Raw genomic sequence first — 25,662 nt, 5'->3', positions numbered from 1 at the left:
AGTCCTTAGTTGCCCGGCACGCGGCGAATCTTAGCGCCTAACAACTGCAGCTTTTCTTCGATGCACTCATAGCCACGGTCGATGTGGTAAATGCGATCGATCAGTGTGTCGCCTTCAGCGACCAGCGCACTGAGCACCAAGCTGGCCGAGGCCCGCAGATCGGTAGCCATAACTGGCGCGCCCTTGAGTTTGTCGACGCCGGTGACGATGGCGGTGTTGCCTTCGACCAGAATCTGCGCGCCCATGCGGTTCATTTCATAGACGTGCATAAAGCGGTTTTCGAACACGGTTTCGATCACGGCACCGGTGCCTTCGGCAACCGAGTTCAGCGACACGAACTGCGCCTGCATATCGGTGGGGAACGCTGGATACGGTGCGGTGCGCAGGTTAACGGCCTTCGGCCGCTTGCCATGCATGTCCAGCTCGATCCAGTTATTGCCGGTGGTGACGGTGGCGCCAGCTTCCTGCAACTTGAGCAATACCGCCTCAAGAATGGTTGGATCGGTGTCTTTCAGCTTGACTCGGCCACCGGTGATGGCGGCTGCCACCAGGTAGGTGCCGGTCTCGATACGGTCGGGCATGACGCTGTAGGTGGCGCTGTGCAGACGCTCAACCCCATCAATAGTGATGGTGTCGGTGCCGGCGCCACTGATCTTGGCACCCATGGCGATCAGGCAGTTGGCCAGGTCGACCACTTCCGGCTCGCGGGCGGCGTTTTCCAGCACCGAACGACCACGGGCCAGGGTGGCGGCCATCATGATGTTTTCGGTGCCGGTTACGCTGACCACGTCAAAGAAGAAGTGCGCGCCACGCAGGCCGCCTTCAGGCGCCTTGGCCTTGATATAGCCGCCTTCGACATCGATGATGGCGCCCATGGCTTCGAGGCCACGGATGTGCAAGTCGACCGGCCGCGAACCAATCGCGCAACCGCCAGGCAAGGCCACTTCGGCATAACCGAAGCGCGCCACCATAGGCCCGAGCACCAGGATCGAGGCGCGCATGGTTTTCACCAGCTCATAGGGCGCTACCAGGGTCTTGATTGCCCGCGCGTCGATTTCAACGCTGAGTTTTTCGTCGATCACCGGCTCGATGCCCATGCGCCCGAACAGCTCGATCATGGTGGTGATGTCGTGCAGGTGCGGCAGGTTGCACACGGTCACCGGCCCATCGGCCAGCAAGGTGGCAGCCAAAATCGGCAAAGCGGCGTTTTTGGCGCCGGAAATGCGGATTTCGCCATCGAGACGATGACCGCCGCTAATAATTAATTTATCCATAGTAATCTCATCGCCCGCAGGCTTAAGGACGCGCAGCCCAAGCCGCGCGGCTGAAAAATTTCATGGTGACGGCGTGAATGCTGCCATCGGCGATCCAGGCGTTTAGATGGGCGTAAACCTGCTGCTGACGCTTTACCGGGCTCAGGCCGGCCAACTCGTCGCTGATCAGATTCAACTGAAAACTACAGCCTTCCCCTTCCACTTCTACCTGGGTACCCGGCAGTTGTGCCTCCAGGAGGTTTTTCACTTCTACGGCCTGCATACACAACCTCTATCGGCGCCCGTCACTTACGGGGCGGCCATCATACAAAAAAGCCCCCGGCCTGCGAACCCCGAAGCGGGGATCGCTGACCGAAGGGCCATGGCCCACAACTCAAACTTGCAGCGGCAATAACTCAAGCAAGCCCGAGACCTGGGCGATTTCACGCATGTCAGCGGGCAAATCACGCAGCACCAGAGATTTGTTTGCAGCTTGTGCGTCACGCATAAAAGCCAGCAACAACGACACGCCAACACTGCTGGATTTCTCTACCTGGGCGCAGCTCAGGCTCAGCGCCGCTGCGGGGTTTTCGCTAATCAGCTCGCGACCAGCCTCACGCAAGGCCGGGCCAGTGCGATAGTCGAGCACCCCGACCAGCAACAACTCGCCGGCAGCGCCCTGACGAATACTGGCCTCGCTCATGTACCGCTGCCCTGCTGCTTGGCGGTCGACTTGGCCTTAGCGACTATATCTGCCCAGCCATCGATAGCCTTATCGAGATTATTGCCGTTCTTCTGCATGGTTTCGGCAAATTGGTCGCGGAACAGCTTGCCAATATTGATGCCGTTAATGATCAGGTTGCGCAGCTTCCACTGACCATCGAGGCTGACCATGGTGTAGGACACTGGATAAATGGTGCCCTTGCTGTCTTTAAACTCCATGCCAACGCTGGTGCGCTCGGCGTCTTCGATCTTGGCCGGCAATACGCGAATTTCTTGGTTGTCGTACTCCAGCAGCGCGTTGCCATAAAACTGCATCAGGCTGAGTTTGAAATTATCCTGAAAGCGCTGCATCTGCTCAGGTGTGGCGTTGCGCGAATACTTAACCGTCATGATGCTGCGCGAGATGCCATCCGCGTCGACCACCGGGCCCAGGGTGCGATCCAGAGCCGCATAAAAAGTCTTGGGATCGGCCTGATAAGCCGCTTTATTGGCTTTCAAATCGCCCAATAACTGATCAACCGTATGCTGCACCACTTGCTGCGCAGACGGCGCCGCACTGGCCAACAACGGCAAGCCGGCCAACAACACCAACAAACCACGACGCAAAAAACCAGCCATACCGACGACTTTCATTACTTACTGTCCTTGTTAACTGTGTTAAGCAAAAACTTGCCGATCAAATCTTCCAGCACCAGCGCCGATTGAGTGTCGTGAATCACGCCCCCCTCTTTGAGCAGCGCTTCGTCGCCACCCACACTGATACCAATGTACTTCTCGCCAAGCAGGCCGGCGGTCAAAATCGAGGCGGTCGAATCTGCTGGCAGATTATCGACGCGCTTTTGCAAATCCATGGTGACCCGGCCGGTATAGCTGTCGCGATCCAGATCGATGGCGCTGACCTTGCCGATAGTGACGCCGGCCATGGTGACCTTGGCGCGCACAGTAAGCCCGGCGACATTGTCAAAATTAGCATAGAGCTTGTAGGTGTCGGCACTGTCCACAACGGACAGACCGCTCACACGCAAAGCCAGTAATAACAGAGCCAGCAGTCCTGCCAAGAGGAACAGGCCAACACCTATTTCCATGGTGCGGGTTTGCATCAGAAGTCTCCAAACATCAAGGCAGTCAAAATAAAGTCCAGGCCCAACACAGCGAGCGAGGCATAAACCACGGTTTTAGTCGTCGCGCGGCCAATCCCTTCGGAGGTCGGCTCGCAGTCATACCCCTGAAACACGGCAATCCAGGTGATTACAAAGGCAAACACGATGCTTTTGATCACACCATTGAGCACGTCATCCTGAAAGTTCACGCTGTTTTGCATGTTGCCCCAGAACGACCCCTCGTAAACGCCCAGCCAGTCAACCGCGACCATGGCACCACCCCAGATACCGACCACACTGAAAATCATCGCCAGCAACGGCATCGAGATGAAACCCGCCCACAGACGCGGCGCGATAATGTACTTGAGCGGATCGACACCGATCATTTCCAGGCTGGACAGCTGCTCGGTGGACTTCATGTTGCCAATTTCGGCAGTCAACGCCGAACCCGCGCGACCGGCAAACAGCAAACCGGTGACCACCGATCCCAGTTCACGCAACAGGGTCAAGGCCACCATCTGCCCGACCGCTTGCTCGGAGCCGTAAGAGACCAAAATATTGAAACCCTGCAACGCCAGCACCATGCCAATAAACAAACCCGACACGACAATAATCGCCAGCGACAGCACGCCAACCGAATACAGCTGCTTGATCAGCAGCTGAAAACCGTTGCCTACGCCATTTCGCCCAAGCACTACGCGCAACAGAAACAGCGTCGAGCGCCCCAGCGCCTCAAGCACCGCGATGCCTACGCGGCCAAACAACGCAAGCCGGTCAAGCATTGAGATCTGGCGCATCAATACCCTCCCAGAAGATCGTCACGGTAATCGCTGGCCGGGTAATGAAAGGGCACCGGGCCATCCGGCTCACCCTTCATAAATTGACGGATGCGCGGGTTATTAGAATTCATCAGCTCATCCGGGGTGCCATGACCCAGCACCTGCGTATCGCCAACCACATAGAGGTAGTCGGCAATACTGGCGGTTTCCGTCAGGTCGTGGGAAACCACAATACTGGTAATCCCCAAGGCGTCATTGAGCAAGCGAATCAAGCGCACCAATACGCCCATGGCGATTGGGTCCTGACCAACAAAAGGCTCGTCATACATCAAAATCTGCGGGTCAAGCGCTATTGCCCGCGCCAACGCCACACGGCGCTTCATGCCGCCCGACAACTCATCGGGCATTAGTTCGACGGCACCACGCAAACCGACGGCTTGCAGCTTCATTAATACGATGTCGCGAATCATCTCTTCCGGCAACTTGGTGTGTACCCGCAACGGAAAGGCGACGTTCTCGAACACGTCCAAGTCAGTAAAGAGTGCACCGCTCTGAAACAGCACACCCATTTGCTTGCGCATATCGAACAGCTCGGCGCGCGACAGCGTCGGTAGGTTTTTACCAGCGACCAAAATCTCGCCGCTGGCGGGCTTCAGCTGCGCAGCAATCAGGTGCAACAGGGTGGTTTTACCGCAACCGGAAGGTCCCATGATGCCGGTGACCTTGCCGCGAGGAATGAAGATATCGACGTTATCGAAGATCTTGCGCGCGCCGCGCAGAAAGGTAACCCCTCTCAGCTCGACTGCATTGATACTCTCGGCGCTCATTTAAACTCCTTAGCTCCCTACACAACTCTGACGCAGCGCCTTGCAACCAAGACACCCGCCCTTGGAGGGCCGAATTAAGCTGCGCACTATACCATCGACCCGTCGGCCTCCCAAGACTGAAACCGCCAACAGATGCGCGCAATCGCACGAACCAACAATCATGGGTGAGCCCACATCTGTTTACCGCTATAATCGCCGGCTTTTAATCGGGCAATAGTATTTAACCTATGAGCCAGTCCAGCGACCTGATCCAGTCCGCGCAGCGCACTATTCGCCTTGAAATCGAGGCCGTAGAAGGCCTGCTGCCGCGTATCAATGCCGATTTCGTCCGCGCCTGCGAGCTGATTCTGACCAGCAAAGGCCGGGTGGTCGTGGTCGGCATGGGCAAGTCCGGGCATATCGGCAGCAAGATCGCCGCCACTCTAGCGAGCACCGGCACCACCGCGTTTTTCGTCCATCCGGCCGAGGCCAGCCACGGCGACATGGGCATGATCACCCGCGATGACGTGGTGCTGGCGCTATCCAACTCCGGCTCAACCGCCGAAATCGTCACCTTGCTGCCACTGATCAAACGCTTAGGCATCTGCCTGATCAGCATGACCGGCAACCCCGACTCGCCGCTGGCCAAGGCCGCCGAAGTCAATCTGGATGCGCGCATCAGCCAAGAAGCTTGCCCGCTAAACCTGGCACCGACCTCCTCCACCACCGCCTCCCTGGTACTGGGTGACGCCCTGGCCATCGCCCTGCTGGAAGCGCGCGGCTTCACCGCCGAAGACTTTGCCTTCTCCCATCCGGGTGGCGCTCTCGGTCGACGCCTGCTGCTCAAGGTTGAACACGTCATGCACAGCGGCGCCAGCCTGCCGCAGGTTCCGCGCGGCACCAGCTTGCGCGACGCGCTGATGGAAATGACCCAAAAAGGCCTGGGCATGACCGTGGTCCTGGAGGCTGACGGCAGCCTCGCAGGGGTGTTCACCGACGGCGATCTGCGCCGCACCCTGGATCGCGGCACCGACATTCGCCAGGCCTGCATCGACGAAGTGATGACCGCTCACGGCAAAACCGCCCGCGCCGAAATGCTCGCCGCCGAAGCGCTAAAAATCATGGAAGACCACAAAATCAACGCATTAGTGGTCATTGATCAACACAATCGCCCGGTTGGCGCCTTGAACATGCACGACCTACTGCGCGCCGGAGTGATGTAATGAACAGTCAAATACAAGAAAAGCGTCTGCAACAACGCGCCAAAGCGATTAAATTGGCGATTTTCGATGTCGATGGCGTACTAACTGATGGCCGCTTGTATTTTCTGGTCGATGGCAGCGAGTTCAAGACTTTTAATACCCTCGACGGCCAAGGGATTAAAATGCTGATCGCCTCCGGGGTTCGCACCGCCATTATCAGCGGACGCAGCACCCCAATCGTCGAGCGCCGCGCGCAAAACCTCGGCATTCAGCATCTTTACCAGGGCCGCGAAGACAAATTAGTGGTGCTTGACCAGCTGCTCGCAGAGCTTGGCCTGGACTACGCTGAAGTGGCCTACCTGGGCGACGACCTGCCGGACTTGCCGGTCATTCGCCGCGCAGGCCTGGGCATGGCGGTGGCCAACGCCAATGAGTTTGTTCGCCAGCACGCCCACGGCACCACCCAGGCCCGCGGCGGCGAAGGTGCGGCGCGTGAGTTTTGCGAGCTAATACTGCGTGCCCAAGGCAACCTCGATGCCGCCCAAGCGGCCTATCTGTAGTGCTGACCATGCCGAAAAAACTACGCCTAAGTCTGATACTCGCAACGCTGGCCGCCCTCCTCGGCGCCGTCGGCTACTGGAACATTCGCCCGGAAAGCTTTGCTCAACAAGCCGCCGACGGCACTGAAAACGACATCGACTTTTACGTCATCAATGCCAAGAGCACTCAATTCCAGCTGGATGGCAAACTGGCCAACAGCATGACCAGCACCAAGCTTGAGCACTTTAAAAGCAGCGACATTACCCTGCTGAGCAAGCCCGACCTGTTGCTATATCGCGGCACCGAACTGCCGTGGCATGTGCAAAGCGAACGCGGCGAAGTCGCGCCCGAGGGCACGCAAGTTGAATTGATCGACGCCGTGCGCGTCGCGCGTACCGACGCCAAAGGCCGGCCAACGATACTAACCACCAGCCGCCTGACCGTATTCCCCGACAAAGAATATGCGCAGACCGAGCAAGCCGTTAGAATCGAGGCCGCCAATGGAGTGACCACGGCACAAGGAATGAAAGCGTACTTGAATGACGGCAGGATGCTCCTGCTGTCCAACGTAAGAGGCCAGCATGAGGTTCGTTAAAACCTTCCCATTACTACTGAGCTTGAGCAGCGCGCTTTTCAGCGCCGGCGCTTGGGCCTTGCCGACTGATCGCGAACAACCGATCCGCGTCCAGGCGGACAGCGCCGAGCTCGATGACAAGCAAGGTGTGGCGGTCTATCGCGGCGGCGTGGTGATTACCCAGGGCACCCTGAAGATCACCGGCGACACCGTGACCATCACGCAGACCCCGCAGGGTGATGTTGACGTCTTCACTGCAGTCGGCAAACCCGCCTACTACGAGCAACAGCCCTCTGCCGACAAGCAAGTGGTCAAGGCCTACGGCATCACCATTCAGTACTACGCCAGCAATGAGCGCATCGTGCTGATCGACCAGGCCAAGGTCATCCAAGAAGGCAACACCTTCGAAGGCGAGAAAATCGTCTACGACACCAAGCGCCAAATCGTCAACGCCGGCCGCGCCAATGGCAGCTCCGTGACCTCCCCACGGCCACGGATCGACATGGTGATCTTGCCGAAGAACAAACCTGCGCAGACCACACCTTAATGGCCACTCTTACCGCCCAACACCTGGCTAAAAGCTATAAGGGTCGCCAAGTCGTCCGCGACGTCAGCCTGTCGATCGACAGCGGACAGATCGTCGGCCTGCTCGGCCCTAACGGCGCCGGCAAAACCACCTGCTTTTACATGATCGTCGGCCTGGTTGCCGCCGATCAAGGCCGGGTACTGATCGACCAGCAAGACGTGACCTTTTTGCCCATGCACGGCCGCGCACTTGCAGGCATCGGCTACCTGCCGCAAGAAGCCTCGATTTTTCGCAAGCTGTCGGTCGCCGACAACATCATGGCGATCCTCGAAACCCGCCAGGAACTCGACCGCGCCGGCCGCCGTGAGGCGCTGGAAAGCCTGCTGCAGGAATTCCACATCAGCCATATTCGCGACAACCTCGGCATGAGCCTCTCGGGTGGTGAACGCCGCCGCGTAGAGATTGCCCGCGCCCTGGCCTCGGCGCCGAAATTCATCCTGCTGGATGAGCCCTTTGCCGGCGTCGACCCGATCTCGGTGGGCGACATCAAGCAAATCATCTATCAACTCAAAGCCAAGGGCATCGGCGTGCTGATCACCGATCACAACGTCCGTGAGACCCTGGATATTTGTGAAACTGCCTACATAGTTAACGATGGCCAGCTAATCGCCGAAGGTGATGCCGAGACCATTCTGGCTAACCAGTTAGTCAAGGACGTTTACCTGGGGCATGAGTTCCGCCTGTGATTTATTAGGTTTTTTGCCGACAGAAGGTTGCGGTAGACAGGGAAATACTTCAAGGTCAGGCATATAATTTGCTTATTGTGGGCGCCTTGGCGCCCTGTAGTGATGGCGCAATTGCGCCGGCGAATAAGGTGCTAAGCCTGTTATGAAACCATCGCTAGTCCTTAAAATGGGCCAGCAGCTGACGATGACACCGCAGCTGCAACAAGCCATCCGCTTACTGCAACTCTCCACCCTCGATCTGCAACAAGAGATCCAAGAGGCGCTGGAGTCCAACCCAATGCTGGAGCGCCAAGAAGAAGGCGAAGACTTCGACAGCGCCGACCCGATGGCCGATAACGTCGAGCACGCGCAAGCTGCCAGCGCTCCCGAGCAACCCGACCATCAAGAAGCCGCGCCGACAGTCGACAGCCTCGATGAAGGCGACTGGGGTGAGCGCATTCCCAATGAATTGCCGGTAGACACCTCCTGGGAAGACATTTACCAAACCAGCGCCAGCAGCCTGCCGAGCAACAGCGATGACGACGAGTGGGATTTCACCACCCGCACCTCCGCCGGGGAAAGCCTGCACACGCACCTGCTTTGGCAGCTCAACGTCGCCCCGATGTCGGACACCGACCGACTGATCGCAGTAACGCTGATCGACTGCATTGGCACCAACGGCTATCTGGAAGAAACCCTCGAAGAAATCGTTGAGGCCTTTGACCCCGAGCTGGACATCGAACTCGACGAAGTTGAAGCCGTGCTGCATCGCATTCAGCAATTTGAACCGGCCGGCGTCGGCGCCCGTGATCTGCGCGAATGCCTGCTGCTGCAACTGCGTCAACTTCCGGCGCAAACGCCCTGGCTGAGCGAGGCCAAGCGCCTCATCAGTGATCACCTCGAGTTGCTGGGCAGTCGCGATTACAGCCAGCTGATGCGCCGCCTGAAGATCAAAGAAGACGATCTGCGCCAGGTGATTGAGCTGATCCAGAGCCTCAACCCACGGCCCTGCTCGCAAATCTCGGCCAACGAGCCCGAGTACGTGGTGCCCGACGTCATAGTGCGCAAACACAATGAACGCTGGCTGGTTGAGCTCAATCAAGAGACCGTGCCGCGCCTGCGGGTCAATCCGCAATATGCAGGCTTCGTGCGGCGCGCCGACGCCAGTGCCGACAACACTTTTATGCGCAATCAATTGCAAGAGGCACGCTGGTTTATTAAGAGCCTGCAGAGCCGCAACGAAACCCTGATGAAGGTCGCCACGCAAATTGTCGAGCACCAGCGCGGCTTTCTGGAGTACGGCGACGAGGCGATGAAACCCCTGGTGCTGCACGATATTGCCGAAGCCGTGGGCATGCACGAGTCGACCATTTCGCGGGTTACCACGCAAAAATTCATGCACACCCCACGCGGCATTTACGAGCTGAAATACTTCTTTTCCAGCCATGTGAGTACTTCTGAGGGCGGCGAATGCTCGTCCACCGCAATCCGTGCCATTATTAAAAAACTGGTCGCTGCCGAAAGCCCAAAAAAGCCGTTGAGCGACAGCAAGATCGCTGGTTTACTGGAAGCACAAGGCATCCAAGTAGCCCGCCGCACCGTCGCCAAGTATCGCGAGTCGCTGAGCATCGCACCTTCGAGCGAGCGCAAACGACTGATTTGATTCACGCTCACCAGATCGAAAAGTTTCCGGTGACAGACCTGCTAGGCTGTCACTTACACACGGCAACAAGGAGAATGCGGTATGCAAGTCAACATCAGTGGACACCAGCTGGATGTGACCGACGCCCTGCGTGATTACGTCGACGAAAAATTTGCTCGATTATCACGCCACTTTGACCGGATCACCAATGTTCAGGTGACCATGGCCGTCGAGAAACTCAAACAGAAAATCGAAGCCACCTTGCACGTAGCCGGCGCCGAAGTGGTTGCCAACGCCGAGCACGAAGACATGTATGCAGCGATTGATTTACTCGCTGACAAACTCGACCGCCAACTGATCAAACACAAGGAAAAACAGCTTGAACGTCTGCAGGGCGCGACTGCCCGCTGACACCAATCCCCTCCTATGATCCGATTAGAAAATATCCTGACCCCCGCACGTTCTTTGGTGAACGTGCCGGGCGGCAGCAAAAAACGCGTCCTCGAACAGATTGCCCATTTAGTTGCCGCACAATTGCCGCAACTAAATGAACAGGACATCTTTGCGAGCTTGATTGCCCGCGAAAAACTCGGCTCAACCGGCTTCGGTAATGGCATAGCCATACCGCACTGCCGCCTGTCTGGCTGCGACTCACCGCTTAGCGCCGTGCTACACCTGAACAGCGCAGTGGATTTCGATGCCATTGATGGCGAACCAGTGGATCTGCTGTTCGTCTTGCTGGTGCCAGAAGCGGCCACCGACGAACACCTAGAGCTGCTCCGGCAAATCGCCAGCATGCTCGACCGTGGCGAGGTTCGCGAACGTCTACGCCAGGCACAGAGCAGCGACGCTTTGTTCCAAGTGGTGGTGGACGTGCAGAACGGTCGTTAAGCATGCACCTGATCATCGTTAGCGGTCGCTCCGGCTCCGGCAAAAGCACCGCCCTTGATGTTCTCGAAGACAACGGTTTTTACTGCATCGACAATCTGCCGGCCGGGCTGCTACCAGAGCTGGCCGAGCGCACCTTATTGCAAACCGAGATGCTGCAGCCGCAAGTGGCGGTATCTATCGATGCGCGCAACTTGCCCAGCCAGTTAGAGCGCTTCCCGGCGTTACTCGACGAAGTTCGCGCCCGGCATATTCAGTGCGACGTGTTGTACCTGGATGCCGATGAGGAAACCCTGCTTAAACGCTTTTCCGAAACCCGCCGGCGCCATCCACTGACCCATGAAACCCGCTCGCTGGCCGAAGCCATTCGCGACGAAAGCCTGTTACTGGGGCCGATCCGCGACCTGGCCGATCTGCAAATCGACACCACCCATCTCAACCTCTATCAGCTGCGTGACACGCTGAAATTACGCCTACTCAACAAGCCAGAGCCGGGCACGGCTTTTTTAATCGAATCCTTTGGCTTTAAGCGTGGCATGCCGGTGGATGCCGACCTGGTGTTTGACGTGCGCTGCCTGCCCAATCCGTACTGGAAACCGGACCTGCGCGAGCACTCCGGTCTCGACCAGCCGGTGATTGACTACCTGGCAGCCCAGCCTGACGTCGAAGAGATGTACCACGACATTCACAGCTATCTGCACAAATGGCTGCCGCGTTTTGCCGCCAGCAACAGAGCCTATGTCACCATTGCCATCGGTTGTACGGGCGGCCATCACCGCTCGGTCTATCTGGCGGAACGCTTGGGACAAACACTCAAGCCGCAGCTAAAAAACCTGCAAGTTCGCCACCGCGACCTGCAAACTTGACCACTACACACACAGGATTCAACGCGTCATGCCTGCCTGCGAAATAACCATCATCAACAAACTCGGCTTGCATGCCCGCGCGGCCGCCAAGTTCGTCGGCGTGGCCAGTCGCTTTCCTTGCAAAGTGCGCCTGGGCCGCGATGCCGAAAGTTTGATCGATGGCAAAAGCATCATGGCGGTCATGATGCTGGCCGCCGGCAAAGGCACCGCCATTTACCTGTACACCGAAGGCGAGCAGGACGAAGAGGCCATGGCTGCCGTCGTCGGGCTGATTAACAACTACTTCGATGAAGGGGAATAGTTGTTGCAACTGTGATGGTGGGTTACGGCGCGCGCAATATTCAGCGCGAGCCAACGCTCATCGCATGCGCGCCTAACCCACCCTACGCCTAGCTACCCGCGACAGTCATCCGCTCAATCAACACCGAACCGGTGCGGATATTACTGCGCAGCTCCAGATCATTGCCGACCGCGACTATCTGCCTGAACATGTCGCGCAGATTGCCGGCAATGGTGACTTCTTGCACCGGAAATTGAATTTCGCCGCTCTCCACCCAATAACCACCGGCGCCGCGGGAATAATCGCCGGTGAGCAGATTCAGACCCTGGCCCATCAACTCTGTCACCAGCAAGCCACGGCCCATGCGCTTGAGTAGCGCGGCTTGATTGTCATCGCCATGGCTGACGAACAGGTTATGCACGCCGCCGGAGTTGGCCGTGCTCGGCAGGCCCAGTTTGCGGCCCGAGTAGGTGCCGAGAATGTACGACTGCAACTCGCCACGCTCGACAAAAAACTTTCCGTAGGTGGCCAGACCGTCGCCATCAAAACTGCCGCTGCCCAAAGCTCGGGCAATATGCGGCCGCTCCTCCAGGCTCAGCCAGTCGGGGAATAACTGCTGACCCAGGCTGCCCTCCAGAAACGATGACTTGCGATACAGATTACCGCCAGAGACTGCCGCCAAAAAATGCCCGAACAAGCCGGTTGCCACTTCGGCGGCAAACAGCACCGGCACCTCACAGGTTGGCACCGGCCGCGCGCCCAGCCGGCTGACCGCCCGTTCGGCCGCCCGCTGGCCAATCAGCGCGGAGGCACCCAGCAGTTCACCCTGGCGATTAACGTCGTACCAGTAGTCACGCTGCATCAGCCCCTCGGCCTCGGCAATCATCACGCAGCTCAAGCTGTGGCGGGTGCTGGCATAGCCACCGATAAAGCCATGGCTGTTGCCATACACGCGACAGCCTTGATGGGTACTGAGGGTGGTGCCGTCGGCATTTTTAATCCGTGCGTCGTGAGCGAAGGCTGCGGCCTCACAGCTCAGCGCCTGCTCGATCGCCTGCTCCGGGGTAATCGCCCAGGGGTGATAGAGATCCAGGTCTGGCAGCTCGCTGGCCATCAAGCCGGCATCGGCCAAGCCGGCGCAGTCATCTTCGGAGGCGTGCTTGGCTATTGCCAGTGCGGCCGCCACTGTCTCGCGAATCGCCGCCTCGCCACTGGCCGAGGTGCTCGCCGAACCTTTGCGCTGCCCCACGTACAACGTAATGCCAAAGCCTTGGTCGCGATTGAACTCAACCGTCTCAACCTCCCCTTGGCGCACCGAGGTCGACAACCCCTGCTCCAACGAAACCGCCACCTCACAGGCGCTGGCGCCTTGCCGCGCGGCCTCGTGAATGATCCGTTCAACCTGCGCCTGCAGCTCGGGCAGGGCCTGCGGACCAACGGTTGCAGATGCGTTCATATGACTCTCCAGTAATTCTTCATCACACTCAGCCAACAGCGCCGGCCTGTTATCATGGCAGCATTTCCAATTGGATCAGCCCCATGTCTCAAAATCTCGACGACTTCTCCGAGGAGAAGAGTAAATCCCAGGTTAAACGCGACCTGCACGCACTGGTGGATCTCGGCGAACGCCTGACCACCTTCAAGCCCGACCTGATCGCGCGCCTGCCACTGACCGACGCCCTGCGCCGAGCACTGGCCGATGCGCCCAAGCACACGGCCAATATTGCCCGCAAACGGCACATCCACTTCATTGGCAAACTGATGCGTGATCAGGATGTCGATGCCATCTTGCTGCTGATCGACCAACTGGACGCCTCCACTCGCCAGTACAACGAGCGCTTCCATAACCTGGAACGCTGGCGTGATCGCTTGCTGGTTGGCACCGACGCGGTACTCGACAGCTTTGTCATCGACTACCCCGATGCTGATCGCCAACACCTGCGCCAACTGATTCGCCAGGCCCAACACGAAGCCGCGCAAAACAAACCACCGGCCGCCGTGCGTAAAATCTTCAAATACATCCGCGAGCTGGATGAGGCTAAGCGCGGCTTGCGTTAAGCGTAATCGTCATGGCGGGTTACGACGTGCTGAGTTGCTCGACTATTCCAGCTTCTGCGTCCGTCTAACCCGCCCTACGCTTAAACCTACGCCCCTGTCCCACCCACGGTAATGGCATCAATCTTCAGGGTTGGCTGGCCGACGCCGACTGGCACCGATTGGCCGTCTTTGCCGCAGGTGCCGACGCCGCTGTCCAGCGCCAGATCGTTGCCGACCATCGACACCCGACTCATGGCTTCCGGGCCATTGCCGATCAGGGTTGCGCCTTTGACCGGGGCGGTGATTTTACCGTTCTCGATCAGATAGGCCTCGCTGGTGGAGAACACGAACTTGCCGCTGGTGATATCCACCTGACCGCCGCCCAAGTTGGCGCAGTAGATGCCTTTTTTCACCGAGGCGATGATTTCTGCCGGATCACTGGCACCGGCCAGCATGTAGGTATTGGTCATGCGCGGCATCGGCAGGTGCGCATAAGACTCGCGCCGACCATTGCCGGTCGGGGTTACGCCCATCAGGCGGGCATTCAGCTTGTCCTGCATATAGCCTTTAAGAATGCCGTTTTCGATCAATGTGGTGCACTGGGTTTTAGTCCCTTCGTCATCCACGCTCAGGGAGCCACGGCGTTCGAACAGGGTGCCGTCATCGACGATGGTGCACAGGCTCGACGCCACTTTCTCGCCCATACGACCACTGTAGGCCGAGCTGCCTTTGCGGTTGAAATCGCCTTCCAGACCATGGCCGACGGCTTCGTGTAAAAGCACCCCGGACCAGCCGGCGCCCATCACCACCGGCATGCTGCCGGCTGGCGCGGCAATCGCTTCGAGGTTGACCAAGGCCTGGCGCAGCGCTTCACGGGCATAGCCCATGGCCCGGTCTTCATTCAAGCCGCCTTTTTCTAAAAAGAACCGGTAATCGGTGCGGCCGCCGCCGCCATGCCCACCGCGCTCGCGGCGGCCATTTTGCTCGACTATCACGCTGACGTTAAAGCGCACCAGTGGCCGCACATCGGCGGCCAAGCTGCCATCCAGCGCGGCCACCAAAATCCGCTCCCAAACGCCGGCCAAGCTCACGGTGACCTGCTGAATCCGTGGATCGAGGGCGCGGGTGGCGACGTCGACGCGCTTGAGCAGTTCGACTTTCTCCGCCCGAGTCAGCACATCCAGCGGATTGTCCGGCGCGTACAAAGCCGTCACCTGGGCGCTGCTAAAGGCTTGTACGCGACCCTGCTGACCGGCCCGGGAAATCGAGCGGGCGGCTCTGGCGGCCTGGCTCAAGGCCTCAGAGGTGATGGCATTGCTGTAGGCAAAGCCGGTTTTCTCACCGGACTGGGCGCGCACGCCAACCCCTTGATCGAGGTTGAAGCTGCCTTCCTTGACGATGCCATCTTCCAGCACCCAGGTTTCGGAGACCTGGGCATGAAAATACAAATCGGCGGCATCGATGCCGGGCCCCGCCAACTCACCCAGCACCGCCGGCAAGCTGTCGAGGGTCAACCCACCCGGGCCGAGCAGATGCTCACTGACGGACAACAATAGTTCGCTCATAACTTGCTCTCAGATGGGAAAGTGAGGAGTAGGAAGTGGGAAGTGGGAAGTGGGAAGTGGGAAGTGAGGCGTTATGGCCGATTTCAGCGACAACGCCCCACTTCCCACTTCCCACTCCCAACTTCATAACAACTCCACAGAAAATCGACGATGGCTGTGCACCGGCATACGTTGGCGAATAGCCGCCTGGGTTTGTGCATCGCGCTGACCGAGCAACAACGCCGGACCTTGCGCCTGTTCTGCCAAGAGTACACCCCAGGGATCGACTATCGCGCTATGGCCAAAGGTTTCACGCCCACCCGGATGGCTGCCGCCTTGATCGGCGGCCAATAGATAACACTGGGTTTCAATCGCCCGCGCCCGCAGCAGCACCTGCCAATGGGCGGCGCCGGTAACGGCAGTAAAGGCCGATGGCACGCTGATCAGCTCAGCGCCGGCATGGCGTAAGGCGGTATACATTTCCGGGAAGCGCAGGTCATAGCAAACGCTTAAGCCCAAGCGACCAACTGGGGTATCGACGACCACCAACCGGGCACCATGGGCGTAATCAGCCGATTCGCGATAGTGGCCACGGCTGTCGGCCACCTCGACATCAAACAGGTGCAATTTGTCGTAACGCGCCACCCGCTGGCCCTGCTCATCGATCAGCAGCGAACAGGCGTGGGCTTTGGCGTGCGGCTGAGCATCCGGCGGCAAAGGCAAGGTGCCGGCGACTATCCATAATTTCAATTCCCGCGCGGTCTGCGCCAGCCAGGGCAAGATCGGCCCCTCGCCCAAGGCTTCGGCGCGCCCGAGTGCAGCCAGGTCGCGCCGGCCCATGGCGGCAAAATTTTCCGGCAGCACGGCCAAGCGCGCCCCGCCAGCGGCAGCCTGCTCAAGCAAAACGCGGGCGGCGGCCAGGTTGGTCAACACATCGTCCTGGCTGACCATCTGAATCACGGCAAAGCTCATTGCAGGCTCCTGGCATGGGGAATGGAAAGTGGGTAGTGGGGAGTGGGGGGTTGGAAAACTCAAAAGGGTTTGACGAAGCTAACAGTTGGATTATCCAGCGACCCGACCGCGCGGTACTCGACGCTGGTCAAGGATGACAGTCGACCGCTAAAGAGCTTGTCCGCGACAAAGATGGCGCCGCCGACCATCGGCGCTCCTATCGCCAGCGCGGCCAACGGCAAGTTACTGGCCACCGGCAGGGTCACCCGGATGCTGGCATCGAGCGTCTGTTGGCGCAGATTTACTTTGCCATCGACCACAATGGTGGAGGCGCCACTCAGGATCAGCGGTTTAGTGGTGACGAAGTCGCCATTGCTGCCCTGCAGCACGCCCTTGACCGTGTCAAAAGCCAGGCCTTTATCGGTCAGGTCCGAGAAATCCAGCCGCAAGCGCCGGCCCAACGAATTAAAGTTAAGCAAGCCAAACACCCGCAACGCAGCCCCCGAGCCGCCCTTCACTTCCAAAAACTGGCCCTTGCTGAGCTTTACATCGAGATTGCCCGACAACTGTTTCATGCTAAAGGCCGCTGGCGAGCCCGGCCATTGCACATCGCTACGCACCCGAAAGCTCTCGCTCACCGCGCTCGGCGCGTACTTCCAAGCAGCCAAGACATCGGCCAGATTCTTACCACCGATGCGCCCCTGAAAACTGCTGCGGGTCGCGCCGACGGCGCCGTCCCAACTCAGCGCACCACTGACCAGCAAACCTTTTAGATCGATGCTCAGCTCACTCAAGCGCACTCCGGTGGCGGTTGGCCGCGCCTTCAGCGACCAGGCGCCCAGGGCGTCGGTACCTTGCAGCACTTGCGCAATCGACACATCCAGAGCAGGGATGCTGCGCGGGTCGATGGCGGCCAACGGATCGACGGCAACCCCATCGCTGGCCGGAGCAGCGTCTGCCGCAGGCAATTGCAGCCGTTGCAGCTTGGCGACTATGGTAGCCCCCGGTGCATCCGGCAGCGTGACCTGCCCGCTGGCCAAATCGCTATCGAGCTTGAGCAGCCAGCTGGCATTAGTGCGCGCCAATTGCGCATCGAGGTTATTAAGCTCTACGCCAAACCCTTTGAAGCGACCAATCTGCAACGCAGCGGTACCGAGCATGTCCGGACTGGCCGGGTTCTGCGCCGGGGCATAGCGCTTAGCCACCGCCTGCCACTGATCCCAATCCAAGTCGCTCAGCGTGCCACTGACATTCAGCCCCTTAGTGGTCGGCAAACTCGCCTGGCCCTTACCCAGCAGCAATTGCCCACGGCCTTGCAACACATTCCCGGCCGGCGCGGCAAGCGCCAAGCTGGCCAGGTCTTCATAGCTAAACCAATAGCGCCGCTCCTTACCTTGCAGGGTCATGCGCCAGTCGGCATAGCGCGCCTCGCCGGCGGTTTTGCCGAAGGGCGCGGGCAAATCGATGGCCAAGCCCTTAAGCGTGGAGTCGAGCTGCAACTGGCTGTCGTCACCGTCCAGGGTCAAGCGCACGCGATAAGGCAGCTCACCGGAGAGCGGCAAGGGCTGGGTCACCGCCAGCCAGTCGGTGAGGCTTTTCAACGCCACCTGACCACTGGCCTCGACCCGGGTACGGGTGCGACCACGGGCGCCTTCGGCGACAATTTTGCCGCGCAGCGGGCGACCGAATAACTGGGCGCGCACATCCGGGGAGCTCAAGCCACTGGCACTGTTAAAGCTAAACGCGCCCTTCAACTGACTGAGGGCCAAGGCCGGCTCGCTGATGTTCAACTCGGCTCCTTCGGTGGCAAAGTCGACCTGCACCTGCGGCGCCTGACCAGCCGCCAGGGGAATATCCAGCTGCAAGCGACCGCTCAAGGGCCCCTGCCCTTGCCAACCGGCAAAGGTCGCCTGAGTGCCAAGCGGCGCTTCCTTGAGGATCTGCAAGCCATCGGTCACGTTACTGTGCAGCGCGCCATCGAGGGCCAAGCGCATCGCGCCGCCCTTGGCCGGCTGGGCAATATTCACCGTCACGGCGCTGAGCGTGCTGTTGAGCACCTGGCCTTGCGACACCTGCACGCGCACCCCGTGTTCATCGATCAGCACCGCGCCGGTGGCATCGCGCAGTTCAGGCCAACCTGGCTGATAGGCCAACTCCGCGCCATGCACCTTGAAGTACAGACTGATGCTGCTGGAATTGGCCGGGGCGGTTGGCGCCAGCGCGCCCTGGTACTGGAAAAAGCCCTCATCCACTTGGCCGGCGCGAATCGCGGTTTTTAGCCAAGCGGACAAGTCCGGGCTAAAGCCTTTAGCCAGGGTCGGTAAATACTTTTCGGTATAGCGCGCATCGCCATCGCGAATGCCCACGCGCAAATCCATATAACTCTCGGCCTCAGGCGCAAAAGGCACGCGCACCATGATGTCGCCGGCCAACTTGCCTTCTTCGGCGTCCAGCTGAATATAGGGGCTGCTGAGGGTCAATTCCTGCGCATTCAGCGTCCACTTCAGCTGGGCGTTGGCTTGCCGGTAATGCCAAGGTTTTGGAAATAGCTGATCGAGATTGAGGACAAAATCATCGGCGGCCAGGCGCAATTCACCTTGGCCTAAATCACCGCTGATACTGCCACTGATATTCTCAAAGCCCGGCACCCCGTCGTAGGGGTTAACCGCGATGCGCTCCAGATTGCTACTAAATTGCACTTGCTGATCAGTATCTGCTTGCGGCCGATAAGCCAGCTGCAGATTGCGCAAGGCGCCGCGCGGCGCCAGTGCCTCAATAACTCCAGCGAGGTTTTCCGGTAACGGCGCCAAGGCCTTGATGACCGGTGCCAAGGGGCTCAAGTTGAGCCGGTCGGCACTCAATTTCCATTGCTGTTGGCGCTCGGCATCTTCACGCTGATACTCCAACCCTAGCCGCGCATCGCCCCAGCGGGTGGCGCCCAAACTGGCCGCCAGCGAATCCAGTTGCAACTGAAAACCGCTGTCAATTCGGTCGTAGTAGGCATTGACGCTGAAATCATCCAGTGCCACCGCTTTACGCTGCCCATAAGCGCCGGCCAAGCGCGGCGCATGCACATGGGCCACCGCGCGCTGCACCTGGCCCTTGGCCCACGACAACCAAAACTCACCGCCCACTTGCAATTTTTCAACCCGCCAGGCTGCAGTCAAACCCGCCGGCAGCCAGCGCGCCCAATCACTCATGGGCAAACTCAGGTATAGCTCGGCCTCGGCCTTGGCCCACTCCTGCGGATGCAGGCGGCTGCGTACACGCCAGGCCAACGGCTGGCCGTCGGGCAGCACCACACGGCCATCCAAACGCTGACGACTGCCGCTGCTGCGCAAACTCAGGCTTACATAGGTCAACGACAACGGTGCCTGCCCCTGGGGCTGTAGGGTAATCTGGCTATTAAGCAACGACAGCCATGCCACCCGCTGCAAACCGCCCAGTACCAAGGCCGGCGACAGCGCCGGGGTTACCGAGTCGCGCGCCGGCAAACCCGCCAGCGTCCACTGACCATCCGAGCCCTGCAGCAGATTGAGGCGCAAACCGTCGACTTGCAGGTCGGCAATTTTCAGCTGCCAACTCAACAGACTACCGAGCACATCGGGAATCACCCGCACAGTCTCCAGGTGCAGCCCAGTCGCAGCCTCTCCCAGGGTCACATCGTGGACCAACAGCACCGGCGCAAAGCGCCGCCAGCTGCCTTCCAGGCGACCAATGCGCAGCGGTAAACCCAGGGTTTGCTGGGCCTGGGTCTCGATTTCAGTGTGGTACTCAGCCAGCATCGGCGTCAGCTCGCGGCCGACGCTGACATACAGCGCCAACAGCATTAGCAACAACACGGCCAGCGCCAGGCCGCCGCGCAGTAAACGCAGCAGCCAACGGCCGAGGGTATTAATCAAAATCGGGCCTCAGAGCAGTACGACATCGTATTGCTCCTGGGAGTACATGCTTTCCACCTGAAACTTGATGGTGCGGCCAATAAAGCCTTCCAGATCGGCCACGTTGCCCGACTCTTCATCGAGCAGCCGGTCGATGACCTTTTGATTGGCCAGCACCAGATAAGCGCCGGCCTGATAGGCGCGGGCTTCACGCAGCAGCTCGCGGAAAATCTCGTAGCAGATGGTCTCCGGGGTTTTCAGCTTGCCGCGCCCCTGACAACTGCTGCAGGGCTCACAGAGCACCTGCTCCAGGCTCTCGCGGGTGCGTTTGCGGGTCATCTGCACCAGGCCCAGCTCGGTGATGCCGAGCATATTGGTCTTGGCGTGATCGCGTTCGAGCTGCTTCTCCAGTGTGCGCAACACTTGCCGCTGATGCTCTTCGTCTTCCATGTCGATGAAGTCGATGATGATGATGCCACCTAGATTGCGCAGGCGCAGCTGCCGGGCAATGGTGATGGCGGCCTCGAGATTGGTCTTGAAGATGGTTTCTTCGAGGTTGCGATGGCCGACAAAGGCGCCGGTGTTCACATCGATGGTGCTCATCGCCTCGGCTGGATCGATGATCAGGTAGCCGCCGGATTTGAGCGGTACTTTGCGCTCCAAGGCCTTTTGCACCTCATCCTCGACGCCATACAGGTCGAAGATCGGCCGTTCACCCGGATAATGCTCCAGGCGCCCGGCGATCTCGGGCATCAGCTCATCGACGAACTGCACGATTTTCTGGAAGGTCTCGCGCGAGTCGATGCGCACCTTCTCGATCCGCGGGCTAACCAGATCACGCAGGGTGCGAAAGGCCAGGCTCAGGTCTTGGTAAATCACACTCGGGCTCGAGGCGGTTTGCATCTGTCCGCGAATTTGTTCCCAAAGCCTGCGCACGTAACGAATATCCATGAGGATTTCATCGGCGCCAGCGCCTTCTGCGGCGGTGCGCAGGATGAAGCCGCCGACCTCGGCAATCCCTTCGGCGGCGATGCACTCGGCCACCACCTGCTTGAGGCGATCGCGCTCGGCTTCCTCTTCAATCTTCAGGGAAATGCCGACGTGGCTGGTGCGCGGCATGTACACCAAATAGCGCGACGGGATCGACAACTGGGTGGTCAGGCGTGCGCCCTTGGTGCCAATCGGATCTTTGGTGACCTGCACCACCAGACTCTGGCCCTCATGCACCAAGGCGCTGATGGTTTCGTTGGTCGCTGTATTGCCATCGCGCGTGGCGATTTCGCCGACATGAATAAAGCCGGCGCGCTCCAAACCAATATCGACAAAGGCCGCTTGCATGCCGGGCAACACCCGCACCACCTTGCCTTTGTAGATATTGCCGACAATGCCGCGGCGCTGGGTGCGCTCAACATGCACTTCCTGCAGAACACCGTTTTCTACCACCGCCACGCGCGATTCCATCGGCGTGATATTGATCAGAATCTCTTCACTCATGCGAGGCTTCACTCATAGAAGATGTGTCTAGGCGCTGCCAATAAGGGATGCCGAAATCGGCGAGCAATGCCGCAGTCTCGCACACTGGCAAGCCAACTACCGCCGAAAAACTGCCTTCAAGGTGACTGACAAACACCGCCGCCAAGCCCTGGATGGCATAACTGCCAGCTTTATCCTGTGGTTCGCCACTGGCCCAATAGGCCTCGATTTCAGCCGCACTGAGGACGCGAAAGCTGACCTGACTACTGACCAGGCGCACTTCACAGCGCTCGCTGCTGGCCAACGCCACGGCAGTTAGCACTTGATGGGTGTGGCCCGACAATGCCGTCAGCATGGCCTGCGCATCGGCACGGTCCAGCGGTTTACCGAGAATTTGCCCGTGCAACACCACACTGGTGTCGGCGCCCAGCACCACAGCGCCAAGTGGGCTGGCCAGCGCTGCCAAACCAGCCTGGGCCTTAGCCCGCGCCAAACGCTCGACATACATCTCGGCGGGCTCGGCGGCTAGCGGAGTTTCATCAATGCTGGTGGCCAGCGCGGTAAAGGGCACGCCGATTTGCGTCAGCAATTCACGCCGCCGCGGCGAGCCCGAGGCCAGATAAAGCCGGTTCATGCAGACCGCTCCCGGTGGTGGCGACGATGCTAGTTAACGCTTAAGCGCAGGCGAATGGCGCGCAACAGAGCGAATACCCAAGGCCACAGCAGCGCACTGATCAGCGCCGGCAACAAGAAGGTGATGACGCTCATCGACGGCGGTGGACGGTTACCGGTCAGGGCGTTCAGCCACAACTGGATCAACTGCGCCAAACCAAACACCACCAACAACACCAGGCTTTGCTGCCAGAGCGGAAACATCCGCAAGCGCTGATGCAGGCTCAACACCAAAAAAGTAATGAAGGTCAAAACCAGCGCATTCAGGCCCAGCAAAGAGCCCGTCAGCACGTCGGCGGCCAAGCCCAGCAACCAGGCACTGGTCATACCGACGCGATGCGGCAGCTCCAGCGTCCAGTAGGTGACGAACAACGCCAGCCAAAGCGGTCGCGCGCTGTCCATAAAGCCTGGCAGCGGCGCCACACTCAGCAGCAACGCCACGGCAAAGCTGCACCAAATAACCCAAGCATTACGTGGACGTACGCCGACCATCAGTGAGTCCCCGCAGGCACAACAGGTTTAACTGGCGCAGCACCCACCGGTTTAGTTGGCGCCGGACTAGGGGCTGGCGCGGCGCTGGCGCCTGGTGCGGCAATGGCAGCGGCCACGCCCACTTTGTCGGCGGCCTCCTGAGCCAAAGCGGCATCGGTGGCGCGCTGCTCGGGGCTGCGCTTATCGGTGAACACCAGCAGCACATAACGGCTACGGTTCAGCGCCGCGGTGGGTTCGGCGCGAATAATCGCGAAGGGCTGGCCGGTGTCGTGAATCACTTCTTTCACCGTTGCCACCGGATAACCGGCCGGGAAGCGCTGGCCGAGGCCGGAGCTGACCAGCAGATCACCTTCTTTAATATCGGCGGTATCGGCCACATGACGCAGTTCGAGGCGTTCCGGATTACCGGTGCCGCTGGCAATCGCCCGCAAGCCGTTGCGATTGACCTGGACCGGGATGCTGTGGGTGGTGTCAGTCAGCAGCAGGACTCGCGAGGAGTAGGGCATCACCTCAACCACCTGGCCCATCAAACCACGCGCATCGAGCACCGGCTGACCGAGAAACACGCCGTCCTTTTCACCCTTATCGATCAACAAACGCTGGGTGAAGGGATTGGGGTCGACGCCAATCAACTCGCCCACCAGCACCTGATCGTCCACCAGCGCCGAGGAGTTCAGCAGCTCGCGCAGACGGACGTTTTGCTCGATCAAGGTGGCCAGCTTTTGCAGGCGACGCTGCATCAGCAAGGCTTCGGCTTTGAGCTTTTCGTTCTCGGCGAGCAGCTCGCTGTGGCTACTGACCTGCTGGTTGACGCCTTGCCAGAGCCGCGTCGGCAGATCCGCCACCCAATAAAAGGGCGTGAGCACCAGCCCGAGCTGACTGCGCAGCGGCTTGAGGGCGGCCAGGCGCGCATCGACCAGCATCAGCGTGACCGAAAGCACGGTCAGCACCAATAGGCGCACGCCCAGTGAAGGTCCCTTGGCAAATAGCGGTTTGATGGTGAGCTCCTTGCAGCGGCAAACCTCAAGCTGTTAGCCGCAAACTAGAAGCAGCGCCAGACCGTCTCCAGCGTGGCGCCTTAGTTTGCAGCCTATGGCTTACTCGGCGGAGAGCAGATCCATGGTGTTGCGGTCCATCATCTCCAGCGCCATGCCGCCGCCACGGGCCACACAGGTCAGCGGGTCTTCGGCAACGATGACCGGCAAACCGGTTTCTTGCGAGAGCAATTTGTCCAGATCGCGCAGCAAGGCGCCACCACCAGTCAGCACTATGCCGCGCTCGGCGATGTCCGAAGCCAACTCCGGCGGCGACTGCTCGAGGGCACTCTTAACCGACTGCACTATGGTCGCCAGGGATTCTTGCAAGGCTTCCAGTACTTCGTTGGAGTTCAGGGTAAAGCTGCGCGGTACGCCTTCGGCCAGGTTACGGCCACGCACGTCAACTTCACGCAGCTCGCCACCTGGGAAGGCGGTGCCGATTTCTTGCTTGATCCGCTCGGCAGTCGACTCGCCGATCAGGCTGCCGTAGTTGCGACGTACATAGGTGATGATCGCCTCATCGAAACGGTCGCCACCAACCCGTACGGATTCACCGTAAACCACGCCATTGAGCGAAATCAGGGCGATTTCCGTGGTGCCGCCGCCGATGTCGACCACCATCGAACCGCGCGCTTCATCCACCGGCAAGCCGGCACCGATAGCTGCGGCCATGGGTTCTTCAATCAGAAACACTTCGCGGGCACCGGCGCCAATCGCCGACTCACGAATGGCCCGACGTTCCACCTGGGTGGACTTGCACGGTACGCAAATCAGTACCCGTGGGCTTGGCTGCAGAAAGCTGTTCTCGTGCACTTTGTTGATAAAGTACTGGAGCATTTTTTCGCACACGCTGAAGTCGGCGATCACGCCGTCTTTCATCGGGCGGATGGCGGCGATGTTGCCGGGGGTACGGCCGAGCATGCGCTTGGCGTCGGTGCCGACTGCCACCACGCTTTTCTGGTTATTGCCGCTGGTACGAATAGCAACGACCGAAGGCTCATTCAGCACGATGCCGCGATCGCGTACATAAATCAGGGTGTTGGCAGTACCCAAGTCGATCGACAGATCGCTGGAAAACATGCCACGCAATTTCTTAAACATGGGTAAGGAGCCTTAAGCAGCGCGCAGGTAAACATGCGCAGGTAAAAAAGTGCCGCAAACTCTAACAACCACGGGGATTTTGGGCAAGGCGGCAATATGTTAGATTGCCGCTTTTTAGCTGTCTTGCAGCCCCATCCCGGCTTTTGCCCGCCAATGTCGGCTGAGTGCACTGCATTTACCGCCCGTAAGTTTTTTTGCCTAATCAGCTGCTCGCCCTTCGCGCCGGCTGTTTTATTGGAGTATCCCCGATGGCGCTTGAACGCTGCGACGTGGAAAAAATCGCTCACTTGGCCCGAATTGGCCTGAATGAAGCCGATATCCCGAGTACCACCGCGACCCTCAATAACATCCTCGGCTTGATCGATGCCATGCAGGCCGTCGATACCAGCGGCGTCGAGCCCTTGGCTCACCCACTGGAAGCCACCCAACGACTGCGTGCCGATCAGGTCACCGAAACCAATCAGCGCGAGGCTTACCAAGCCATAGCCCCGGCCGTTGAAGCGGGCCTGTTTCTGGTTCCTAAGGTGATCGAGTAAATAATGACCATGCTCAGCGACTGCTCGCCGTGGA

The 25,662-nt window shown here is 59.4% G+C and carries 28 protein-coding genes; 12 read left to right on the top strand and 16 right to left on the bottom strand.

What is annotated here, in order from left to right; translation table 11 throughout:
- Nucleotides 1-5: 5 nt before the first annotated feature.
- From murA to Q8R10_RS08120, 7 genes are all read right to left on the bottom strand, one after another.
- Nucleotides 6-1,274 (bottom strand): UDP-N-acetylglucosamine 1-carboxyvinyltransferase, encoded by a 1,269-nt coding sequence (gene murA / locus Q8R10_RS08150; protein ID WP_305652712.1) that lies wholly within the window; start codon nucleotides 1,272-1,274, stop codon nucleotides 6-8.
- A gap of 22 nt (nucleotides 1,275-1,296) precedes the next feature.
- Nucleotides 1,297-1,536 (bottom strand): BolA family protein, encoded by a 240-nt coding sequence (locus tag Q8R10_RS08145; protein WP_305652710.1) that lies wholly within the window; start codon nucleotides 1,534-1,536, stop codon nucleotides 1,297-1,299.
- 111 nt (nucleotides 1,537-1,647) lie between these two features.
- Entirely contained in the window at nucleotides 1,648-1,956 is a 309-nt protein-coding gene (locus Q8R10_RS08140; protein ID WP_305652709.1) for a lipid asymmetry maintenance protein MlaB, read from the bottom strand.
- A complete protein-coding gene (locus tag Q8R10_RS08135; RefSeq protein WP_305652966.1) occupies nucleotides 1,953-2,594 on the bottom strand; it encodes a phospholipid-binding protein MlaC in 642 nt (213 codons plus the stop codon). The genes Q8R10_RS08140 and Q8R10_RS08135 overlap by 4 nt, the downstream gene beginning before the upstream one ends.
- Before the next feature lie 14 nt (nucleotides 2,595-2,608).
- Nucleotides 2,609-3,076, bottom strand: a complete 468-nt coding sequence (gene mlaD, locus Q8R10_RS08130) for an outer membrane lipid asymmetry maintenance protein MlaD (protein ID WP_305652707.1) — start codon at nucleotides 3,074-3,076, stop codon at nucleotides 2,609-2,611.
- Nucleotides 3,076-3,873, bottom strand: coding sequence for a lipid asymmetry maintenance ABC transporter permease subunit MlaE (mlaE, locus tag Q8R10_RS08125; RefSeq protein ID WP_305652705.1), 798 nt, complete (start codon nucleotides 3,871-3,873; stop codon nucleotides 3,076-3,078). Before mlaE ends, mlaD begins: the two co-directional genes overlap by 1 nt.
- Entirely contained in the window at nucleotides 3,873-4,682 is an 810-nt protein-coding gene (locus tag Q8R10_RS08120; protein ID WP_305652703.1) for an ATP-binding cassette domain-containing protein, read from the bottom strand. Before Q8R10_RS08120 ends, mlaE begins: the two co-directional genes overlap by 1 nt.
- Nucleotides 4,683-4,909: 227 nt before the next feature.
- On the opposite strand from Q8R10_RS08120, the gene Q8R10_RS08115 reads away from it, so the two are divergent.
- From Q8R10_RS08115 to Q8R10_RS08070, 10 genes are all read left to right on the top strand, one after another.
- Complete coding sequence (locus tag Q8R10_RS08115) at nucleotides 4,910-5,884, top strand: KpsF/GutQ family sugar-phosphate isomerase (protein ID WP_305652702.1); 975 nt, start codon at nucleotides 4,910-4,912, stop codon at nucleotides 5,882-5,884.
- Nucleotides 5,884-6,423, top strand: coding sequence for an HAD family hydrolase (locus Q8R10_RS08110; RefSeq protein ID WP_305652701.1), 540 nt, complete (start codon nucleotides 5,884-5,886; stop codon nucleotides 6,421-6,423). The genes Q8R10_RS08115 and Q8R10_RS08110 overlap by 1 nt, the downstream gene beginning before the upstream one ends.
- 8 nt (nucleotides 6,424-6,431) lie before the next feature.
- Nucleotides 6,432-6,998 carry an LPS export ABC transporter periplasmic protein LptC gene (lptC, locus tag Q8R10_RS08105; RefSeq protein WP_305652699.1) on the top strand — a complete coding sequence of 189 codons (567 nt, stop codon included), beginning with the start codon at nucleotides 6,432-6,434 and terminating at the stop codon, nucleotides 6,996-6,998.
- The gene (gene lptA / locus Q8R10_RS08100) at nucleotides 6,985-7,524 is read left to right on the top strand and encodes a lipopolysaccharide transport periplasmic protein LptA (RefSeq protein WP_305652697.1); all 540 of its coding nucleotides are present in this window, start codon (nucleotides 6,985-6,987) and stop codon (nucleotides 7,522-7,524) included. The genes lptC and lptA overlap by 14 nt, the downstream gene beginning before the upstream one ends.
- Nucleotides 7,524-8,249, top strand: coding sequence for an LPS export ABC transporter ATP-binding protein (lptB, locus tag Q8R10_RS08095; RefSeq protein WP_305652695.1), 726 nt, complete (start codon nucleotides 7,524-7,526; stop codon nucleotides 8,247-8,249). Before lptA ends, lptB begins: the two co-directional genes overlap by 1 nt.
- Nucleotides 8,250-8,391: 142 nt before the next feature.
- Nucleotides 8,392-9,891 (top strand): RNA polymerase factor sigma-54, encoded by a 1,500-nt coding sequence (locus Q8R10_RS08090; RefSeq protein WP_305652694.1) that lies wholly within the window; start codon nucleotides 8,392-8,394, stop codon nucleotides 9,889-9,891.
- Nucleotides 9,892-9,972: 81 nt separating this feature from the next.
- Nucleotides 9,973-10,281: a ribosome hibernation-promoting factor, HPF/YfiA family gene (gene hpf, locus Q8R10_RS08085; RefSeq protein ID WP_305652693.1), complete on the top strand. Its 309-nt coding sequence runs from the start codon at nucleotides 9,973-9,975 to the stop codon at nucleotides 10,279-10,281.
- Nucleotides 10,282-10,296: 15 nt separating this feature from the next.
- Nucleotides 10,297-10,761, top strand: a complete 465-nt coding sequence (ptsN, locus tag Q8R10_RS08080) for a PTS IIA-like nitrogen regulatory protein PtsN (protein ID WP_305652692.1) — start codon at nucleotides 10,297-10,299, stop codon at nucleotides 10,759-10,761.
- A gap of 2 nt (nucleotides 10,762-10,763) precedes the next feature.
- Complete coding sequence (gene rapZ / locus Q8R10_RS08075) at nucleotides 10,764-11,624, top strand: RNase adapter RapZ (protein ID WP_305652690.1); 861 nt, start codon at nucleotides 10,764-10,766, stop codon at nucleotides 11,622-11,624.
- 28 nt (nucleotides 11,625-11,652) lie between these two features.
- Nucleotides 11,653-11,925 (top strand): HPr family phosphocarrier protein, encoded by a 273-nt coding sequence (locus Q8R10_RS08070; RefSeq protein WP_305652689.1) that lies wholly within the window; start codon nucleotides 11,653-11,655, stop codon nucleotides 11,923-11,925.
- Between the two features lie 88 nt (nucleotides 11,926-12,013).
- On the opposite strand, the gene pmbA is transcribed toward Q8R10_RS08070, so the two are convergent.
- Nucleotides 12,014-13,360: a metalloprotease PmbA gene (gene pmbA, locus Q8R10_RS08065; protein WP_305652687.1), complete on the bottom strand. Its 1,347-nt coding sequence runs from the start codon at nucleotides 13,358-13,360 to the stop codon at nucleotides 12,014-12,016.
- A gap of 83 nt (nucleotides 13,361-13,443) precedes the next feature.
- Between pmbA and yjgA the strand changes: the two genes are divergently transcribed.
- Entirely contained in the window at nucleotides 13,444-13,962 is a 519-nt protein-coding gene (gene yjgA / locus Q8R10_RS08060; protein ID WP_305652685.1) for a ribosome biogenesis factor YjgA, read from the top strand.
- 86 nt (nucleotides 13,963-14,048) lie between these two features.
- Here the strand turns inward: yjgA and tldD are convergent, their stop codons facing one another.
- From tldD to mreB, 8 genes are all read right to left on the bottom strand, one after another.
- Nucleotides 14,049-15,506: a metalloprotease TldD gene (tldD, locus tag Q8R10_RS08055; RefSeq protein ID WP_305652683.1), complete on the bottom strand. Its 1,458-nt coding sequence runs from the start codon at nucleotides 15,504-15,506 to the stop codon at nucleotides 14,049-14,051.
- 123 nt (nucleotides 15,507-15,629) lie between these two features.
- Nucleotides 15,630-16,457: a carbon-nitrogen hydrolase family protein gene (locus Q8R10_RS08050; protein ID WP_305652681.1), complete on the bottom strand. Its 828-nt coding sequence runs from the start codon at nucleotides 16,455-16,457 to the stop codon at nucleotides 15,630-15,632.
- 59 nt (nucleotides 16,458-16,516) lie between these two features.
- Complete coding sequence (locus Q8R10_RS08045) at nucleotides 16,517-20,335, bottom strand: YhdP family protein (RefSeq protein WP_305652964.1); 3,819 nt, start codon at nucleotides 20,333-20,335, stop codon at nucleotides 16,517-16,519.
- 12 nt (nucleotides 20,336-20,347) lie between these two features.
- Nucleotides 20,348-21,811 carry a ribonuclease G gene (gene rng / locus Q8R10_RS08040; RefSeq protein WP_305652679.1) on the bottom strand — a complete coding sequence of 488 codons (1,464 nt, stop codon included), beginning with the start codon at nucleotides 21,809-21,811 and terminating at the stop codon, nucleotides 20,348-20,350.
- Nucleotides 21,804-22,424: a nucleoside triphosphate pyrophosphatase gene (locus Q8R10_RS08035; protein WP_305652677.1), complete on the bottom strand. Its 621-nt coding sequence runs from the start codon at nucleotides 22,422-22,424 to the stop codon at nucleotides 21,804-21,806. The genes rng and Q8R10_RS08035 overlap by 8 nt, the downstream gene beginning before the upstream one ends.
- Nucleotides 22,425-22,453: 29 nt before the next feature.
- Complete coding sequence (gene mreD / locus Q8R10_RS08030; RefSeq protein WP_305652675.1) at nucleotides 22,454-22,954, bottom strand: rod shape-determining protein MreD; 501 nt, start codon at nucleotides 22,952-22,954, stop codon at nucleotides 22,454-22,456.
- The gene (mreC, locus tag Q8R10_RS08025) at nucleotides 22,954-23,952 is read right to left on the bottom strand and encodes a rod shape-determining protein MreC (RefSeq protein WP_305652962.1); all 999 of its coding nucleotides are present in this window, start codon (nucleotides 23,950-23,952) and stop codon (nucleotides 22,954-22,956) included. Before mreC ends, mreD begins: the two co-directional genes overlap by 1 nt.
- A gap of 99 nt (nucleotides 23,953-24,051) precedes the next feature.
- Complete coding sequence (mreB, locus tag Q8R10_RS08020) at nucleotides 24,052-25,092, bottom strand: rod shape-determining protein MreB (RefSeq protein ID WP_305652673.1); 1,041 nt, start codon at nucleotides 25,090-25,092, stop codon at nucleotides 24,052-24,054.
- A gap of 248 nt (nucleotides 25,093-25,340) precedes the next feature.
- On the opposite strand from mreB, the gene gatC reads away from it, so the two are divergent.
- Nucleotides 25,341-25,628: an Asp-tRNA(Asn)/Glu-tRNA(Gln) amidotransferase subunit GatC gene (gatC, locus tag Q8R10_RS08015; RefSeq protein WP_305652671.1), complete on the top strand. Its 288-nt coding sequence runs from the start codon at nucleotides 25,341-25,343 to the stop codon at nucleotides 25,626-25,628.
- Nucleotides 25,629-25,662 lie beyond the last annotated feature (34 nt).

The sequence above is a fragment of the Pseudomonas sp. genome, assembly GCF_030698175.1.
GTDB lineage: Bacteria > Pseudomonadota > Gammaproteobacteria > Pseudomonadales > Pseudomonadaceae > Aquipseudomonas.
Note: the sequence above shows the minus strand (reverse complement) of the source record. Positions and strands in the feature narration are given on the sequence as shown.

Coding starts and splice junctions, on each gene's coding strand:
- murA (WP_305652712.1), bottom strand. CDS start 1,274: ATGGATAAATTAATTATTAGCGGCGGTCATCGTCTCGATGGCGAAATC.
- Q8R10_RS08090 (WP_305652694.1), top strand. CDS start 8,392: ATGAAACCATCGCTAGTCCTTAAAATGGGCCAGCAGCTGACGATGACA.
- lptA (WP_305652697.1), top strand. CDS start 6,985: ATGAGGTTCGTTAAAACCTTCCCATTACTACTGAGCTTGAGCAGCGCG.
- lptB (WP_305652695.1), top strand. CDS start 7,524: ATGGCCACTCTTACCGCCCAACACCTGGCTAAAAGCTATAAGGGTCGC.
- gatC (WP_305652671.1), top strand. CDS start 25,341: ATGGCGCTTGAACGCTGCGACGTGGAAAAAATCGCTCACTTGGCCCGA.
- ptsN (WP_305652692.1), top strand. CDS start 10,297: ATGATCCGATTAGAAAATATCCTGACCCCCGCACGTTCTTTGGTGAAC.
- Q8R10_RS08135 (WP_305652966.1), bottom strand. CDS start 2,594: ATGGCTGGTTTTTTGCGTCGTGGTTTGTTGGTGTTGTTGGCCGGCTTG.
- tldD (WP_305652683.1), bottom strand. CDS start 15,506: ATGAGCGAACTATTGTTGTCCGTCAGTGAGCATCTGCTCGGCCCGGGT.
- Q8R10_RS08070 (WP_305652689.1), top strand. CDS start 11,653: ATGCCTGCCTGCGAAATAACCATCATCAACAAACTCGGCTTGCATGCC.
- lptC (WP_305652699.1), top strand. CDS start 6,432: ATGCCGAAAAAACTACGCCTAAGTCTGATACTCGCAACGCTGGCCGCC.
- rng (WP_305652679.1), bottom strand. CDS start 21,811: ATGAGTGAAGAGATTCTGATCAATATCACGCCGATGGAATCGCGCGTG.
- mlaE (WP_305652705.1), bottom strand. CDS start 3,873: ATGCGCCAGATCTCAATGCTTGACCGGCTTGCGTTGTTTGGCCGCGTA.
- Q8R10_RS08140 (WP_305652709.1), bottom strand. CDS start 1,956: ATGAGCGAGGCCAGTATTCGTCAGGGCGCTGCCGGCGAGTTGTTGCTG.
- hpf (WP_305652693.1), top strand. CDS start 9,973: ATGCAAGTCAACATCAGTGGACACCAGCTGGATGTGACCGACGCCCTG.
- Q8R10_RS08050 (WP_305652681.1), bottom strand. CDS start 16,457: ATGAGCTTTGCCGTGATTCAGATGGTCAGCCAGGACGATGTGTTGACC.
- Q8R10_RS08110 (WP_305652701.1), top strand. CDS start 5,884: ATGAACAGTCAAATACAAGAAAAGCGTCTGCAACAACGCGCCAAAGCG.
- Q8R10_RS08035 (WP_305652677.1), bottom strand. CDS start 22,424: ATGAACCGGCTTTATCTGGCCTCGGGCTCGCCGCGGCGGCGTGAATTG.
- Q8R10_RS08120 (WP_305652703.1), bottom strand. CDS start 4,682: ATGAGCGCCGAGAGTATCAATGCAGTCGAGCTGAGAGGGGTTACCTTT.
- Q8R10_RS08115 (WP_305652702.1), top strand. CDS start 4,910: ATGAGCCAGTCCAGCGACCTGATCCAGTCCGCGCAGCGCACTATTCGC.
- mreB (WP_305652673.1), bottom strand. CDS start 25,092: ATGTTTAAGAAATTGCGTGGCATGTTTTCCAGCGATCTGTCGATCGAC.
- rapZ (WP_305652690.1), top strand. CDS start 10,764: ATGCACCTGATCATCGTTAGCGGTCGCTCCGGCTCCGGCAAAAGCACC.
- yjgA (WP_305652685.1), top strand. CDS start 13,444: ATGTCTCAAAATCTCGACGACTTCTCCGAGGAGAAGAGTAAATCCCAG.
- mlaD (WP_305652707.1), bottom strand. CDS start 3,076: ATGCAAACCCGCACCATGGAAATAGGTGTTGGCCTGTTCCTCTTGGCA.
- pmbA (WP_305652687.1), bottom strand. CDS start 13,360: ATGAACGCATCTGCAACCGTTGGTCCGCAGGCCCTGCCCGAGCTGCAG.
- Q8R10_RS08145 (WP_305652710.1), bottom strand. CDS start 1,536: ATGCAGGCCGTAGAAGTGAAAAACCTCCTGGAGGCACAACTGCCGGGT.
- mreD (WP_305652675.1), bottom strand. CDS start 22,954: ATGGTCGGCGTACGTCCACGTAATGCTTGGGTTATTTGGTGCAGCTTT.